Source organism: Clostridium paraputrificum (assembly GCF_900447045.1).
GTDB lineage: Bacteria > Bacillota > Clostridia > Clostridiales > Clostridiaceae > Clostridium > Clostridium paraputrificum.
Genome location: NZ_UAWH01000017.1, coordinates 23,715 through 42,136 on the forward strand (window position 1 = coordinate 23,715; position 18,422 = coordinate 42,136).

The window sequence follows — 18,422 nt, forward strand, 5'->3', positions numbered from 1 at the left end:
TCTATACATTTTTTGTATTTTTTGTATAGTTAGTCAAATGATACATAATTATATGCTTATACGTGGTATAGCACTAATAAACTATATTATTCTCCATAAATATATAAATTCCTTCTCCGATAGGTTATTTTTCTAGTTTTTTTGCCTCTTCCCATAACTTATCCATCTCTTCTAATGTCATTTCTTCTAATTTAATATTCATGGATTTTGCCTTTGTTTCAATATAATTAAATCTTCGAATAAATTTATCACTTGTTAAATTTAAAGCTTCTTCACTATCCACTTTTAAAAACCTACTTACATTTACACAAGCAAAAATCAAATCTCCAACTTCTTCTACTATTTTTGCCTTATTTTCACTATTATATACTTCAATTAATTCATTTATCTCTTCTCTTACTTTTTTCACAGCTTCTTCTACTTCATTCCAATCAAACCCTACTTTACTTGCCTTCTTTTGAATCTTTTCAGCTCTTATTAATGCAGGAAGCGCTTTCGCTATACCTTCTAAATCTTCTGTTACACTTTCAATATTCTTTTCTTTCTTTTTAAGATCTTCCCATTCTAATAAAACTTCACTTGACGTATTCACATGACTATCTCCAAACACATGAGGATGTCTATATACCATCTTATTACAAATACCTTCTACTATATCATTAAAGTTGAAATATCCATCTTCTTTTCCTATTGCTGAGTGAAAAACAACTTGTAATAGTACATCTCCAAGTTCCTCTATTAAAGCATTATCCTCTTCCTTATCTATTGCATCAACTACTTCATAACTTTCTTCTATAATAGCTTTTTTTATAGACTCATGAGTTTGCTCCCTATCCCAAGGACAACCATCCTCACCCCTTAATGTATCTATTATCTGAATCAAATCATATATATCCTTTTTATTATTTAAATCCTTAGGAATATATATAGATGTTAAATAATCTATGTCCTCTTGCATATCTAACTCATATAAAGGTATGTTTCTTATGCTTTCTTCACCCTCTATACCTGCTGCCCTACAATATATAATTTCAGTCTCATCATCATAGTATTCTGTTAATGCTAGTTTAACTTCTGAAGCTATCAATTGATTGTATACCTGAGTTATTATTGTTCCTATTCTTTTATCTAGAACTTGATTCTTTATATCAAATGCATCTATAACCTTTAATCCATTTATAGGGTCTATCTTTAATCTATCCATCATTGCATCTATGAAACTAACAGCTGGTAAAATACTATATTCAATTGATGCTTTTTCACACAACTCAATCAAGTTAAATACTGATTTCTCAGCTACTAAAGGATGCCCTGGAACAGCATAAACTAACTCTCCAGTTTTATTGTATTCTTCTATTATATTTTCTGAAATTCTCTTATACACTTCATCAAAGCTTTCTGAGCTTTCATAAAAATAATCACAAGTTTTAAAATCAATTCCTTGTTCTTTTATATATTCTACTGTAGGATGCTTCTCTGTTCTAAAATATACATTATTACTCTTTCTAATAGCATCTACAGCCCCTATAGTTAATGCTTCTGGTGCTCCAGGTCCTAATCCAACTATCTTAATCATTAGATTCTCTCCTTTTTATATATTATTAAGCTTTCTTTCTTATCCTATTTTTCACATCATCTACACTAAATACTCTTAGTGCAAATATACCTATGCCATATATTATAGCACCTAAAGATATAGATAGTAAGCATGATATACTATTGCTCATTGTATTTCTATATAAAAAGTTATATGTTAATATTACTACTACAATCATTAAACTAGCTGCATATCCTGGCTTTATAAAATTGTTATACAGCTCTATATTACTTCCAAGCTTAACCTTCATAGTAATCAAGTTAAGTAATGTAGAAACTATATAAGCTCCTATAGAGGCAATTACAGCTCCATATATATTTAACTCCGGAATAGCTACTAAAACTACTGTTAATATTACTTTTACAATACATCCAATAAATAAATTTATTACAGGAAGAATATATGATCCAACTCCTTGTAATATGGATGTGGTTGTTTGAGTCACTATGATAAATGGTATAGATATAGATAAGTATTTTAGAATATCTACCCCATCAAACCTTCCAGGAAATATAAACTTCATTATAGGCTCTGCCATAAAGAAAAGTCCAAAAAAACATGGTACTGCTATAACTGATGAAAGTTTCAATGATAAATTAATCTTATTTCTTACTTCTCCTTGTTTTCTTAAAAAATAGCACTCTGCAATTATAGGAATTAAAGATGTACAAAGAGCCATAGATAAAGTTAGTGGAATATTTACGATAACAGATGCCTTACCTGTTAATTGTCCATATAATATAGTTGCCTGCTGACCGGAAAAACCTGCACTATTCAACCTTTGTGGCACTAGTATAGAATCAATCAAACTCATTATAGAGCCAACAGTAGCCCCTAGTGAAATTGGTATAGCCATTTTTAATATTCTATTTAACACCTCAGGATTACTTTTTATCTTTTTTATTCCATAACTCCTTTTAACTCGCATATATTTAAAACCTAAATAAACACTTCCTATAAGGCCTCCAGCAGCAGCTCCAAATGCTGCTCCACCTGCCGAGTATTCAATACCTCTTGGTCTTAATACTATCGCTAATCCAACTCCAACTACAACTCTACCAATTTGCTCTAAAATTTGAGATATTGCTGATGGAGTCATATTTTGCAACCCCTGAAAGTATCCTCTAAATACAGTCATAATAGAAATTATTACTGGTGCAAATGAAATTCCTATAAGCGAATAATATGCTTCTGGTCTCCATTCTAAAATACTCATAATTGGACGTGCAAAAAGAAATAATATACAAGATGTGCCTGTCCCAAGAATAAGCATAAGCATAGATGATTCTTTTACTATTTCAAAACCACCCTTAACATCTCCAACTGCATTTCTTTCAGATATTAGTTTAGACATAGCTATAGGAACTCCTGATGCCATTGCAACAAAAAACATATATAATGGATACGATAATTGATAATATCCTATCCCTTCATCTCCAATTAGCATAACTAATGGCCACCTAAAAAATAACCCTAAGAACCTTGTCAATATTCCAGCTATACCTAATATAAGGCTACCTTTTATTAAAGATTGTTTTTTCATAAAATACCTCCAAACTTTACATGGTACTAATTATTTTTATTTCAAGCTTAGAGGTATTATTACTGTTTATTTACATTATTTTTATTCAGGATATAAAAAGATTACTGTTCCATTTGCTTTCCAAGGAACGCAGAAGCAGTTTCTGCTAACTTTATTTCTAATTCACCTAACTTTTCTCCTGCTTGCTTAGATAATATGACTACAGCACCTATAGCATCTCCTTCTGCTATTATAGGAGAAATAACTTGTGAAACATATTTTTCTTCTGCTCCATCATCATCATTATGTAATGGAATTATTTTATCTCCTCCTTCTCCAAGAAGAACTGTTTTTCTATCATCCATTATCTTTTCTAACTCATTACTTATTTTTCTTTCTATGTAATCTTTCTTTGGGCCACCACTAGCAGATATGAAAGCATCCTTATCAGATATTAAAACAATATGTCCTATAGCTTGTTGTAAGCTTTCTGCATATTCCTTTGAGAAATCTGTTAATTCTCCGATTGGAGAATATTTCTTTAATATTACTCCACCTTCTCTATCTGTAAATATCTCTAATGGATCCCCTTCTCTAATTCTTAAAGTTCTTCTTATTTCTTTTGGTATAACAACTCTACCTAAATCATCAATACGTCTTACAATTCCTGTAGCTTTCATTATTAAAATTGACCTCCTTAAAAAACTAATTAATTTGTAGCACTATTATTATTTGACTTCTTAGAAATTTTATTCACATATAGCCAATATTTATATAAATAAAAAAAGTAGGGATTAGTTTCCCTACTTTTCCTATCTATTAAAATCTATCAGTATAAGTTTTTACATTATATTCTTTCTTTAACTCTTCAATCTTTTTATTATAAGCTTCAGTTACTTTCTCTGATTTAATAGCTTCACTAACTTCTTTTTTAACTTCCTCTAGAGTTTTTACTTTTTCTTCCCCTTGAACATTTGCAACAGTTATTAAATGCCATCCAAACTTAGATTTTACTGGTTGAGATATTTCTCCATTCTTTAACTTCTTAAATGCTGCATCAAACTCTTCCACCATTCCGCTATTTTCATATTCTACCCAGCCTAAATATCCACCTTTGCCTTTTGTAGAATCTGTGTTATAAGTATCTGCTTGCTTTTTAAAATCATCTAGATTTTTAATTTGAGCTCTTACTTCCTTAGCCTTTTCTTCAGAATCTAATAATATATTATAAGTATCAGCACCTGCTTTTGTTGTATATTTTGACGCCTTATTCTTTTCATAATATTCACTTATCTCTTCATCCGAAACTGTTACATCTTTACTAACTTCTTCTCTTAACTTGTCATTAACATCACTTGCAATAACTATCTCCTTAAGAAATGCTTCATATTCTTCTACTGTCATTCCATAAGATGATTTTATTTCTTTTTCATAAGCTTCTTTACTTCCTGCTACCTTTATTAACGCTTGTATTTGCTCATCAAGTTTCTTTTTAGCTTCTTCATCAGTCATAAGCAAGTTATTATCTTTACCATATTGTACAAGTAAAGCTCTAAGTACCATAAAATCTAATTCTTCTTCTCTAGCAGATTTTAAATCTTCTTTTATATCTTCATTAGTTTCAAAGTCTTCTCCATATTGAGTCTTTAGATACTCTAATGTTGATTTCATAGAATCATCTAAATCTCCTCTTGTAATCTTCTCATTGTTAACCTTAGCTAATACAACTTTTCTTTTTGATTCTGGTGTTCTTTCTATCATATTACATCCAGCTAAAGAAAACATCATTATACCGGCTACAGCCATAGTCACATACCTTTTTATCTTATTCAAAGCTATTCCCTCACTTTTCTCTTTATTAAGTAAAATTTATACAGTATAAGTATACAATATTAATGTGTCATTTCAAATACAAATACCTTCTGTATTTATTTATTTTTTATTAAATTTTCTAACATCTCTTTAAAGAAAGCTAACATGTTTTCTTTCTTTTGATCTTTTAGCTTAAATATAAAGGATGGTGCTTCCCCAAACTTCAGCATTATACTATCTTTATACTTCTCTATTATTATTTTAAATATCTTCTCGTAATCACTGTCTCCTGCTTGGAATCTAAAGCTAACATCATTTCCGCTTTCTTTTATTTCTTCTATGGATAATAACTTAGCTCTACTCTTTATGTATGCAATATCCATTAAGTTATAAACAGGATCTGGAATATCTGAATATCTATCCTCTAGCTCCTCTTTTATATCCATATACTCGTCTATGCTTTCTATAGCTGCAATCTTTTTATATACTTCTATTTTTTGCATCTCATCTTCTATATATGATGATGGAATATATGCATCAACTTTTAAGTCCACCGTTGTCTCTATAGGTTCTTTATCAATATCACCCTTAATTAGTTTCACTGTATCTTCTAGCATTCTACAATACAAGTCATATCCTATAGCAGCCATATGTCCATGCTGTGCAGATCCCATCATGTTTCCAGCACCTCTAATTTCAAGATCCCTCATAGCTATCTTAAAGCCCGAACCTAACTCAGTAAAGTCTTTAAGAGCTTTTAGCCTTTTTTCTGCAACCTCAGTTAAAACTTTATCCTTTGTATATAATAAGTAAGCATATGCTATTCTATTAGAACGACCAACTCTTCCTCTTAACTGATATAACTGAGATAATCCCATTTTATCTGCATTATATATAATAATTGTATTTACATTCTGAATGTCAATTCCAGTTTCAATTATAGTTGTACATACAAGTACATTATATTCATTAGTCATAAAATCTAGCATTTCTTTTTCTAATTGTCTTTCTGTCATTTGTCCATGAGCTACTCCAACTCTACTTTCAGGAACAAGATTTTTAATGTAGTTAGCTATTTTTTCAATATCCTCTACCCTATTGTATACAAAGTATACTTGACCACCTCTACCTATTTCTCTCATAATTGCATCTCGAATTAATTGATCATTCTGCTCAACAACATAAGTTTGTATAGGATAACGTTCCTCTGGTGGTGTCTCTATTACAGATATATCCCTAACACCAGTTAAAGACATATGTAATGTTCTCGGAATAGGGGTAGCACTTAAAGTAAGAACATCTACATTCTTCTTTAGATTCTTAATTTTCTCTTTTTGTGCAACACCAAATCGTTGCTCCTCATCTACTATTAATAGCCCTAGATCTTTAAATACTATATCTTTAGAAACCAATCTATGAGTTCCAACTAAAATATCTACATTACCTTCTTTTACAGATTGCAAAGTACTTTTTTGTTCCTTAGTAGTTCTAAATCTACTTACCATATCTATTTTAATTGGAAAATCTGAAAATCTCTTAATCATATTTTTATAATGCTGCTCAGCTAATATTGTAGTAGGAACAAGAAATGCTACTTGTTTCCCTTCCATTACAGCTTTAAATGCTGCTCTTAAAGCAACCTCTGTTTTTCCATACCCAACATCACCACAAAGTAATCTATCCATTGGTTTGTCTGATTCCATATCCTTCTTAATTTCTTCTATTGATGATAGTTGATCAGGTGTTTCTTGGAACGGGAATTCATCCTCAAACTGCATTTGCCATTCTGTATCCTTTGAATATTTATATCCCTTAACCGCAGCTCTTGCAGCATAAAGTTTTACTAAATCCTCTGCAATTTCATTGATAGATTTTTTAACTTTACTCTTAGCCTTTTGCCACTCTGCTCCACCTAGTTTATTTACTTTAGGGGATTTTCCCTCACTTCCAATATACTTTTGGACTAAATCTAATTGATCAACAGGCACATATAACTTATCACCTTTATCATATACAATATCTAGATAATCTCTCTTATGTCCACTAACCTCTATTTGTTTAATCCCCTTATATACACCTATTCCATGGTTTACATGTACTACATAATCTCCAGGTTTTAATTCAGCAAAGCTTTTTATTTTAGATACACCTTTGCTCTTACTTTTGCTTTTAGACAGCTTTCTTTTAGCTTCTCCAAATACCTCTTTGTCTGATATCACGCAGGTTTTATACTTAGGGCACTCAAATCCCTTTAATAAATTTCCAAATGTTATAACAACTTCTCCTAATGCTATAGATTCAATATTATCTCTATAACTACTCTCTATTTCTCTTTCTCTAAGTGTAGAAACGAGCCTTTCTCCTCTAACTCGTGTACCTGATAATATAACTGTTCTATACCCGTCTTTTTTCTTCTTTAAAATATCTTCAATTAGCAAATCCAATTGACCTTGATAATGATGCAAAATAGCAGAATTAATCTCTATCTTCCTTATAGGGGATAAGAATCCCCCTCCCTTATTAATTGCATCCATAGTAATATTTATCTTTTCTTCTAATAAGTCAATAAGTTCTTCTTTCTCAAGTAATAGTTTTCCTTGAGAAGGTAGTATATCTCCCCTTTGAAGAAAAATAGAGTAATTTTCATTAAACTCTAAGTAGGTACTATCTAACTTACCCAGACATCTTACCTTATCATCAAGAACAAATATATAATCTTCTAAGTAGTCAAATAAACTCTCACTCTTCTTATAGAACAATGGTAAATAGCTATCTATAGTTTCAAAATCATGAGTTTCTCTTAGCTCTTCCAAGTTCTTAGAAATAATAGTATTTAACTTAATACCTCTTTCTTTATCCTTATTATTCTTTAATGTTAAGTCTAATTCTTCTCTAATGTTACTTAATGCATAATCTATAATTTCATCATCTATTATAATTTCTTTTGCAGGGAAAACTTCGATACAATTAACTTTCTCAATACTTCTTTGAGATTCTGTATTAAAGGTTCTTATAGAATCTATTTCATCACCAAACAATTCAATTCTATATGGATATATAGAATTTGTAGGGAACAAGTCTAAGAGCCCTCCACGAAGTGAGAACTCTCCTTTTCCCTCTACAACATCAACTCTATCATAACCTGCTTCAACAAGTATCTTAGATAACTCCTTAAAATCAACCTCATCACCTACACTAATACTAACTGTATGTGTTTTAAAAAGATCTTTTGGAGTATATCTAGCTGCAAATGCATCAATTGATGTTACTATTATATTTTTATTATTTGATAATATTTCTTTTATTACATTTAGCCTTGCCCATCTTAGATCTCCTGAAATTGCATCAACATTATAAAACACTATTTCTTTAGCTGGGAAATAATATACATTGCTTAAATATAAATTTAAATCTTCATATAAATTCTTAGCTTCCATATCGCTATTAGTTATTATAACAACAGGTTTGTTACTAACTTCATATATTCCATTTATCACATAGGATTTACCTGATTCCGATAATCCTTCAATTTCTATAGGATGTTTATCACCTTTTATATATGATTCCAGCTCAATAAATTCTTCACTACTTATTAAGGGTTCCATTAACCCTCTCAACCTCATTTTACGCACCATCCTTAAATCTTCTTATTTGGTATAAACCCATTAAATCTATTCATTGCCTCTTTAGTATCAGTCTTAATTATAACTTCTACCGAATCAACAACAGCCTTTAAAGTTTCTTCCAACACTTCTCTTTCTTCTTTAGAGAACTTTCCTAATACATGATTAACTAGATCAAATTTAGGTTGTCCTACCCCTATTTTTATTCTAGAGAAAATATCAGAACCTAAATGAGCAATTATGCTTTTTATACCATTATGTCCACCTGCACTACCCTTTTCTCTTATTCTTATTCTTCCAACTTCTAGACTTATATCATCATAAAGCACTAAAACATCCTCATTAGAAAGTTTATAAAAATCCATTATTGCCCTTAAACTTTCTCCACTTAAATTCATATATGTTGTAGGCTTTAAAAGTATAACCTTTTCACCGCCTATGAATCCTTCTCCATAGACACTTTTAAATTTTATCCTATTTAATTCTATATTATACTTTTCAGCAATTTTATCTATAGCATCAAAACCAATATTATGTCTTGTATTTTCATATTCTTTCCCTGGATTTCCTAGTCCAACTATTAAAAACATACCTATTCTCCTTTTGTTTCAATTATTATCTTAAATAATTATACTAAATAATATTATACTATTAAAATATCCAATTATAATAAAAATAAAAAAGTAACCAAGTTACTTTATATTTAAACTGTACAAAATATCTAAAAATAAAAGAGATCTTCATATGATCTCTTTTTATTACATGACCAACTCTATATTAGTTTTTATTCCATCGTGAAGTATAGTACCTTTAACAATATCACCAGGGTCTTTATCCTTAACTAATTTATATATATCTTCCGGTTTATCAACTTCAACCCCATTTATATTAATTATTATATCAGTAGGAGTTATTCCAGCTTTATCTGCAATTCCTCCAGCTTTTACAGTAGCAACATATACACCTTTAACATTTTCTTGTTTTTCACTCAAGGCAATTCCCCTATTTATTCCTAATATATCGGTATTTTCTATTAATCTTTCTACTATATGGCTAACTTCATTTCCACTTATAGCGAAACTCAAGTCATCTTCACCAAACTTATTATCTATAAACTTACTATTCATGGCAATTAACTTACCATTCATATTACATATCACTCCACCGTCATTAAACTTATTAATAACTGTATTAGTTTGAACTATTGAATATACATTCCCTTTATCATCCTTTACTTTATCATTCGTTGATGTTATTACTCCAGGCAAAGATATGCCTACATAACTATCCGACATAGCATTTCCTATTGATACAATAAATTCCCCTTCTTTATAATTGTTACATTCCTCTATTTCTATTGGTACCAAATTATCATAATCTATTTTTATCAATGCTATATCTGCTGTTTTATCATAGGCTACTAAATCACCTTTTGTGGGCTTAATACCTGGTGCTGTCACATTCACATAAATATCCTTGAAATTTTTAACTCTTGCATAACTTGTAATTATGTATCCTTCTTTTCTTATGGCTATACCTGTTACATTTTCTTCTTCATATGTATTATATGAAAGTTTGCTCTCCTCATTAGAAATACTAACCATAGAATATGATACCTTCTCTATTGCTTCAGAAAAGCTCTTTTGTAAGGAATCTTTATTAATCCCATAATTTTGCGTTGTACTATTTAAAACATTTTCCTTCGAAAAACTTTTTTGAATTATAACTTTTGCAGATATGGCTCCACTTATGGCTGCAATAAGTATAAAACATATAATTATAACTATATTTTTAATTCTAAAGTATCTTACTCTTTTTCTAAAATATATTTGCGACTCATTTTCTTGACTTCTATTCCCATTTTCTTCGTCACTCATAAAACCCCTCCAAAAACTATATCTTAGATATAGTAAATGTAAATCTTACTCCATCTTGTTCATTGTTAACCCAAATGTCTTCTCCATGCTGAGCTAATATTAATCTAACTATAGGCAGTCCTAACCCTGTACTGTCTTTATTAGTTCTGGCTTTATCAGATTTATAAAACCTATCCCATATTCTTGCTAATTCTTCATCTTTTAATAAAGGTCCGTTATTAAATACACTTACATATACCTTACTTCCTTTATCATTAGTTGTAATTTTTATATTTCCATTATCATTACTATATTTCATAGCATTATCAATTATATTGGTTAATACCTGTATTAGCCTATCTCTATCTGCATATACAAATTCATGTTCTCTCCCAAAAGTAACCTCAACATTAACTCCTTTATTTCTTATTTTCCCGTCAAACTTTGCAATACACTGCTTTATCAATATGTTAATATCAAATTCAACCATATTAAGTTTGAATTTTCCTTCCTCCATAGCAGATATATCTAATAAGTCGATAACTAATCTAGATAATCTCCTTATTTCATCATAAACAATATTTAGATAGTAATTTTCCTTATCTTTAGGTATAACCCCATCTAATATTCCTGCGACAAATCCCTTTATAGAAGTTATTGGCGACCTTAATTCATGAGAAACATTAGATATAAAATCTCTTCTATTTTTATCTGATTCTTCAATAGATTCTGCCATAACATTGAAGGAATGTGCAAGTTCTCCTATTTCATCATTTGAGGTTATATTTACCCTTTTTCCTACATCTCCCCTAGCTAATCTTCTAGCTGCTATATTTATTTCATTAAGTGGATTTATTATTATTTTTTTTGCAAAATAATATATTATTATTGCAGCTACTATTACAGCAACTATTGCAGACAACCAAACAATTTCATATACATGTTTTAATCCACTTCTTATACTCTGTTCCGATGTTATCATTACTATAATTCCACGAAAATAGCTATCCTGAAATATAGGTTTTAAATAAGTATGTGGTGATGTTTTCATAATCTCTCTTCCACCGTGTTCAATAGCTAAACCACTTTTTAATTTATCCATATTTTTTTGTGATACGCCTATATTCGTATACTTATTTTCTATGAACTTATCACTAGATACTTCATATACATACCCAATATTGTCAGTTATCAAGATATCAACATCCATAGAATTGCCAACAAAACTTATACAATCCTTTAGTTCATTTTGCTTTGAATTCTCCTTACCATTAAGATAGGAAAGAACAGAATCAGATATAACTTTACTTTGTCTATCCAACTCCTGTATCTTTTGTCTAAAAAAGTAGTTCTTAAACCATAAGGAAAGTACTAATGCAAGCGTTATTAGTATTAAAGCTAGAATACCAGAAAATGTTATTATAAGCTTGTATACTAACCCCTTTCTCTTCATCTACTTCACCTCAAACTTATATCCTACTCCCCATACAGTTTCTATTTGCCAATCCTCTCCTCCACTAAGCTTTTCTCTAAGTCTCTTAACGTGAACGTCTACTGTTCTAGAATCTCCCGGGTAATCATATCCCCATACTTCACATAGAAGTTGCTCTCTAGTGAACACTTTATTTTTATTAGATGCTAAATAATACAATAATTCAAATTCTTTAGGAGGCATCTTAACCTCTCCACCCTTGTATTCAACTTTATATGAATTTACATCTACTATTAATTCACTAAAATGTAACACTTCTTTGTTTGTACTATCAATAGAATATCTTCTCATTACAGCCTTAACTCTTGCCATTAATTCTTTAGGCTCAAATGGCTTTACTACATAATCATCAGCCCCAAGTTCCAATGCTAAAACTTTATCAAATGTATCTCCCTTTGCTGTTAGCATTATTACAGGAGTACTTCCTTCTCTTCTTATCCACTTTAATACATCAATACCATCAACGCTAGGTATCATAACATCTAGTAATACTAAATCTGGCTTGTAATTTATAAATTCTTCTTGGGCTCTTTTCCCATCATAAACTACTCTTGTATCATATCCAGAACTTTTCAAATACATATTAAGTACTTCACAAATATTGTTATCATCATCTACTACTAATACCTTGCCTAACTTACCATCCATGAATAATCCTCTCCTTCTTATTAACTCTAACTATAAATTTATCACTATTTCCAATAAATATATATACTTTAGATACAAATGTTACAAATTATTCACTAGAAAACATACATCCCTACACTATAAATTCCTAAAGAAAAAAAGTGTTCTAATTGACACAAAACATCAACTAGAACACTTTTTAATTATGTATTTATTCTTCGAATAACTTACTTATTGGTTCATCATCATATATTCTCTTAATAGCTTCTGCAAAAATAGGTGCTACTGAAAGAGAAGTTATCTTATCTGTTTCTACATTTTCTGGTAAAGTAATAGTATTTAACATTACTAATTCCTCTATTGCAGAATTATTGATTCTTTCAAAAGCAGGTCCTGAAAGAACTCCGTGTGTACAACATGCATAAACAGCAGTTGCTCCTAAATCCTTAAGTGCATTTGCCGCATTTGCTATTGTCCCAGCAGTATCTATCATATCATCAATAAGAATGCATTTCTTACCTTCAACTTCACCAATGATATTCATTATTTCTGAAACATTAGCCTTTGGTCTTCTCTTATCAATTATAGCTATTGGTGCATGCAATCTATCAGCAAACTTTCTTGCTCTGGTAACACTTCCTAAATCAGGTGAAACTACTACAACATCATCTTGATCAGCTAATCCTTTTTTAACAAAGTGTTTAGCTAATATTGGTGCTCCCATTAAATGATCTACAGGAATATTAAAATATCCTTGTATTTGTGAAGCATGTAGATCCATAGTTAAAACTCTATCTGCTCCTGCAGCGGTTAAAAGATCAGCAACTAATTTCGCAGTTATAGGATCTCTTGATTTAGCCTTTCTATCTTGTCTTGCATATCCATAATAAGGGATAACAGCATTTATTCTACCTGCTGATGCTCTTTTAAATGCATCTATCATTATTAACAACTCCATTAAGTTATTATTAACTGGTGAACAAGTAGATTGCACTATAAATACATCAGCACCTCTTACAGTTTCATTAATATCAACAGATATTTCTCCATCACTGAATGTTGATACTTTTGATGCACCCATTGGTACACCTAATATCTTAGCAATTTCATTTGCCAATTCAGGATGTGAATTTCCAGTAAAAACTTTTATATTTTTGCCATGAGTTAGCATATATTTGGGGACCTCCTTAAAATTAGTACTCTTTAGTTTTTGGTATAATCTATATTATTTTATTAAACCCCTCTTTTTAACCCAACCTTCAATATTTCTTTGCTTAGTCCTAGCTATAGCAAGATCTCCTTCTTTTACTTCAGAAGTTATAGTTGAGCCTGCAGCTATATAAGTATTATCTCCAACCTTTACTGGCGATACTAAATTAGTATTACATCCTATAAAACTATTATCGCCTATAACAGTTTTATGCTTTTCTTTTCCATCATAATTTACAACAACAGTTCCACAACCAAAGTTGCATCCACTTCCCACTTCTGCATCACCTATGTATGTTAAATGAGATACTTTAGTTTCATTGCCAATAGTCGATTTCTTTATTTCTACAAAATCACCTATTCTAGCATTTTTACCAATACTAGTTTCTGGTCTAATATATGCAAATGGTCCAACTGTAGTATTTTCTCCAATTTTACTTTCTAATACTACTGATGCTTGGACTTCGACACCACTTTCTATAATACTATCTTTTATTCTACAATTTTGTAGAATAGTACAGTTTTCCTTTATAACTGTTTTTCCTTCAATTATATTATTAGGATATATAATAGTATCCTTTCCTATTTCAACGTCTGTTCCTATATAAGTAGTCTTTGGATCTATTAATGTTACACCATTTTCTAAATGCATATTGTTTATTCTGCTTCTTAATATTTCTTCAGCTTCTGCTAATTGATCTCTCGAGTTTACACCTATAGTATCTTCATAATCAGCTACTACAGCCCCAACCCTCTTACCAGCTTCTTTTAGTATTCCGATAACATCAGTTAAATAATATTCACCCTGTGAATTATTGTTAGAAAGCTTCTCTAATGAGGATAAAAGTTCTTTTATATCAAAACAATACATTGCTGCATTCATTTCGTTAACCTTTAGCTCTTCTTCGTTACAGTCTTTATGTTCTACAATTTTTACAACTTCATCTCCATTTCTTATAATTCTACCGTATCCAGTAGGATCATCTACAAAAGCAGATAATAAAGTTGCAGAATTGTTTTTCTCTATATGTTCATTCATTAATTTTTCTATAGTTTCTACCTTAGTTAGTGGTGCATCTCCTGCAAATATCGCAACCACACCATCTTTTCCTTCTAAGAAACTCTTAGCACACTTTACAGCATGACCAGTTCCTAATTGCTCTTCTTGCAATGAGTAAGATACACATCTACTTTTTGTGCCTTCTTTTACTAGCTCTGCACCTTTTCCTACAATTACATTAACATCTTGTATACAAGCTTTTCTCATGTTGTCTATAACATGATTCACCATTTCTTTTCCACAAACTTTGTGTAATACCTTTGGAATATCTGATTTAATTCTCTTTCCTTGACCAGCTGCTAGAATAAGAGCACATTTATACACAATACCACCTCAAAACTTTCTTTTATTATATAAAATAACTAAGTAAACTATATATACTTACTTTATTATATTTGAATAACTATATCATTTCAACCTTTCGCAAATTTTTGCATAATTCTATAAAATCAAAAAAGGTGGGGTGGCTATTGGTTTACCTGTTCCATATCAAGCTCCAAGTAACAGAAAAATAAATATCTATCTCCTTCATACTTAAAGTAATGAAATTATAAAAATATTATCCTTTATTTTATATCTTATAATATGAAAATGTAACAATAACTTTGATTTATAGAAAATTAAATTTTTTTACCTTCCTAGATAGTAAAAAAAATAAAAGGAAGTACTACTTCCTTTTATTTTAGCAAATAAATTATTCACTCACTGATTCTTCAGTTGTTTCTTCATTAAGCGCTTTTTCATAAGCATCTAATATAGAACCTTGAATCTTCTCTCTAGTGTCTGTGTTTATAGGATGCGCTATATCCTTAAACTCCCCATCTGGTGTCTTCCTACTTGGCATAGCAATAAATAATCCATTTTGACCTTCAATAACTTTAATATCGTGTACAACGAATTCATTATCAAAAGTAACGGAAACTATAGCTTTCATCTTCCCGTCAGTAGTAATCTTTCTGATTCTAACATCTGTGATTTGCACTGCACTACACCTCCAGTTGCCTTAATGGTAATATAATTCTCCATTTCCTCCCAAATTCCTCTTTTTATTCAAAATAAATTTAGAAAATTTAGTTTTGCATCATATTTCCACTAAAACATTGATTTATTAAGAAAACATTTCTGATGGTTGTACTTCTATTATTGAAGATTTATCTACTGAATTTAGTTCTACAATAGAAACATAATCATCAACTAATTTTTTTTCTACTTGCTTATTATCTATAAGAACTCCTATTCCAACTAATTCACTGTCAAATTCCTTTAGCAAGTCTTTAATTCCTTGAGCAGTTCCTCCACCCTTCATAAAGTCATCAATAAAAATACACTTACTTGATGGCTTCATAGATCTCTTAGATAGGGACATTTGTTGTAGTCTTCCACTTGTTCCAGATACATAGTTTATAGTTACCGTAGGGCCTTCAGTAACTTGAGTATCTCTTCTTGCTATAACAAGTTGAACACCTAAATTTCTAGCAACTTCATATGCAAGAGGTATCCCCTTTGTTTCAACTGTTATTACGTAATCTATGTCCATGTTTTTGAAACATGATGATAATATTACTCCTGCTTTACCTATAATTTGAGGATTGTACATAACATCAGTAACATATATAAAGTTACCTGCAATAACTCTTCCGTCATCTTTAAGTAAATCACATAATTCTAAAGCAAATTTGTTTCCTTTTTCATAACCTATAATAGGAATAAATTTTATTCCACCAGCTGCTCCAGAAATTGTTTCAACTCTTCCCATTTCAAGTTTTTCTAACAACTCTCTTATTATAACTATATCTTCACTTATTGTTGATTTTGCTGCATTTAATAAATCCGAAAATTGATTTAATCCTAAGATTTTATTAGGGTTTTCTAATAATAACTTTGTAATAGCTACAACCCTACTATTTCTACTTAACTTTTCCATTTATATCACCTACATTTTTCATAATTACACGAATTATCCAATTATAAACAACTCCTAATATTCATATTCTATTCCATATCTTTACCAATATCAATAGCTTTTAAACACTAATTTTGTAGAATGGTATTTTTTTACCCTAATGTGTGTTCATTTTATAAAATTTGTATATAATTATAAATGTACTAAGAAAAAGGGGATGATAACTTGTCATTTGATTTTATAAAAGATAAACATATGAAAATCCACTTCATTGGAATTGGTGGAATCAGTATGAGCGGATTAGCCGCTGTTTTATTAAATAACGGATATAAGGTTTCAGGTTCTGATTCTAAAGAGTCTGCAATTCTTGATAAACTTAGAAAAAAAGGAGCACAAATATACATAGGTCATGATAGTAAAAACTTAGTTGATGTTGACTTAGTAGTATATACAGCAGCAATTCCCGACAGTAATCCTGAAATTATAGAGGCTAAGAAGCAGAACTTAATATTAATGGATAGGGCAGAATTTTTAGGATTAATAATGAAAGGTCATAAATATAATGTAGCAGTTGCTGGTACTCATGGCAAAACTACATGTACCTCTATGATTTCACATATAACTCTTGAAGGAAATCTAGACCCTACTATACTAGTCGGTGGAGAATTAGATGTAATTAACGGTAATTATAGAATTGGTCAAAGTGATTATTTTATTACTGAAGCATGTGAATATAAAGCTTCATTTTTAAAATTCTTCCCATACGTTGGAATAATTCTTAACATAGATGCAGACCACTTAGATTACTACAAAGATATAAATCATATCGCAGAAACATTTGAAAAATTCTCTCATCTAATACCTAAAGATGGATACTTAATAGGTTACGGGGGAGACCACAGAGTAAAGGCTATATTAGATAAAGCAGACTGTAATACTATAAGCTATGGCTTTGATAATGAAGATATCGTTGCTAAAAATATTTCTTATGATAATAAAGGTTGTGCAACATTTACTGTTTATGAAAAAGATAAGGAGTTATTCAATGTTTCCTTATCAAATCCAGGAAAACACAATGTATTAAATGCCCTTTCAGCTATATCTACAGGTTTAATATTTAACATTCCAACTGATAAGATAATATCTGGTCTAAAGAAATGCAAGGGTGCTCATAAAAGATTCGAATATAAGGGTGAAATTAATGGCATAACAATTATAGATGACTATGCACATCATCCAGTTGAAATAAAAGCCACATTAAATACAGCTCAAAAAGTTGAGCATAATAAAGTTTATTGTGTATTCCAACCACACACATACACTAGAACAAAAACTTTATTTGATGAATTTACAACAGCTTTCGATAATTGTGATGAACTTATTTTAATGGACATATATGCTGCAAGAGAAGCAGATACAGGTCTAGTCTCATCAGATGAACTAGGTGATGCAATAAGAGCTAGAGGAATAAAATGTACCAATGCTCATTCTCATGAAGAAGCAGCTAATATCTTAAAATCAAAAGCAAAAAGTGGAGATATTATATTAACAGTAGGTGCAGGGGATGTAGTTATTGTTGGAGATAAAATATTAGGAAAATAGAACAAAAAAATCAAGACATTATCTAAAATACTATTATTTTAGATAATGTCTTTTGTTATACCCTAAACTTTCCTCTCATAATTTATATAAAAATCCTTTATTTATCATTGAAAAATCTT

The 18,422-nt window shown here is 30.1% G+C and carries 14 protein-coding genes; 1 reads left to right on the plus strand and 13 read right to left on the minus strand.

The features are described 5' to 3' along the window. Positions 1-124 precede the first annotated feature (124 nt). The 13 genes from yabN to purR all read right to left on the minus strand — a co-directional run bounded on the left by yabN (position 125) and on the right by purR (position 16,722). Complete coding sequence (gene yabN, locus DR024_RS14875) at positions 125-1,576, minus strand: bifunctional methyltransferase/pyrophosphohydrolase YabN (protein WP_027098507.1); 1,452 nt, start codon at positions 1,574-1,576, stop codon at positions 125-127. A gap of 25 nt (positions 1,577-1,601) precedes the next feature. Further along, the gene (locus tag DR024_RS14880) at positions 1,602-3,140 is read right to left on the minus strand and encodes a putative polysaccharide biosynthesis protein (RefSeq protein ID WP_027098508.1); all 1,539 of its coding nucleotides are present in this window, start codon (positions 3,138-3,140) and stop codon (positions 1,602-1,604) included. Between the two features lie 101 nt (positions 3,141-3,241). Beyond that, complete coding sequence (gene spoVT / locus DR024_RS14885; protein WP_027098509.1) at positions 3,242-3,799, minus strand: stage V sporulation protein T; 558 nt, start codon at positions 3,797-3,799, stop codon at positions 3,242-3,244. A 139-nt stretch (positions 3,800-3,938) separates the two neighbouring features. Beyond that, positions 3,939-4,952 (minus strand): peptidylprolyl isomerase, encoded by a 1,014-nt coding sequence (locus DR024_RS14890; protein ID WP_027098510.1) that lies wholly within the window; start codon positions 4,950-4,952, stop codon positions 3,939-3,941. A 95-nt stretch (positions 4,953-5,047) separates the two neighbouring features. After that, a complete protein-coding gene (mfd, locus tag DR024_RS14895) occupies positions 5,048-8,554 on the minus strand; it encodes a transcription-repair coupling factor (RefSeq protein ID WP_055184217.1) in 3,507 nt (1,168 codons plus the stop codon). A gap of 14 nt (positions 8,555-8,568) precedes the next feature. Beyond that, a complete protein-coding gene (pth, locus tag DR024_RS14900; RefSeq protein ID WP_111919098.1) occupies positions 8,569-9,144 on the minus strand; it encodes an aminoacyl-tRNA hydrolase in 576 nt (191 codons plus the stop codon). Between the two features lie 168 nt (positions 9,145-9,312). Continuing rightward, on the minus strand, positions 9,313-10,431 hold the full coding sequence (locus DR024_RS14905) for a S1C family serine protease (RefSeq protein WP_027098513.1): 1,119 nt from the start codon (positions 10,429-10,431) through the stop codon (positions 9,313-9,315). A gap of 16 nt (positions 10,432-10,447) precedes the next feature. After that, positions 10,448-11,863: a HAMP domain-containing sensor histidine kinase gene (locus DR024_RS14910; protein ID WP_027098514.1), complete on the minus strand. Its 1,416-nt coding sequence runs from the start codon at positions 11,861-11,863 to the stop codon at positions 10,448-10,450. Further along, the gene (locus DR024_RS14915; protein ID WP_027098515.1) at positions 11,864-12,550 is read right to left on the minus strand and encodes a response regulator transcription factor; all 687 of its coding nucleotides are present in this window, start codon (positions 12,548-12,550) and stop codon (positions 11,864-11,866) included. A 190-nt stretch (positions 12,551-12,740) separates the two neighbouring features. Then, positions 12,741-13,700 carry a ribose-phosphate diphosphokinase gene (locus DR024_RS14920; RefSeq protein WP_027098516.1) on the minus strand — a complete coding sequence of 320 codons (960 nt, stop codon included), beginning with the start codon at positions 13,698-13,700 and terminating at the stop codon, positions 12,741-12,743. Positions 13,701-13,754: 54 nt separating this feature from the next. Then, complete coding sequence (gene glmU, locus DR024_RS14925) at positions 13,755-15,122, minus strand: bifunctional UDP-N-acetylglucosamine diphosphorylase/glucosamine-1-phosphate N-acetyltransferase GlmU (RefSeq protein ID WP_099328428.1); 1,368 nt, start codon at positions 15,120-15,122, stop codon at positions 13,755-13,757. A gap of 370 nt (positions 15,123-15,492) precedes the next feature. After that, positions 15,493-15,780 carry a septation regulator SpoVG gene (gene spoVG / locus DR024_RS14930; RefSeq protein ID WP_027098518.1) on the minus strand — a complete coding sequence of 96 codons (288 nt, stop codon included), beginning with the start codon at positions 15,778-15,780 and terminating at the stop codon, positions 15,493-15,495. A 126-nt stretch (positions 15,781-15,906) separates the two neighbouring features. Next, complete coding sequence (gene purR / locus DR024_RS14935; RefSeq protein ID WP_027098519.1) at positions 15,907-16,722, minus strand: pur operon repressor; 816 nt, start codon at positions 16,720-16,722, stop codon at positions 15,907-15,909. A gap of 204 nt (positions 16,723-16,926) precedes the next feature. On the opposite strand from purR, the gene murC reads away from it, so the two are divergent. Then, positions 16,927-18,303 (plus strand): UDP-N-acetylmuramate--L-alanine ligase, encoded by a 1,377-nt coding sequence (gene murC, locus DR024_RS14940; RefSeq protein ID WP_027098520.1) that lies wholly within the window; start codon positions 16,927-16,929, stop codon positions 18,301-18,303. Positions 18,304-18,422: the final 119 nt, after the last annotated feature.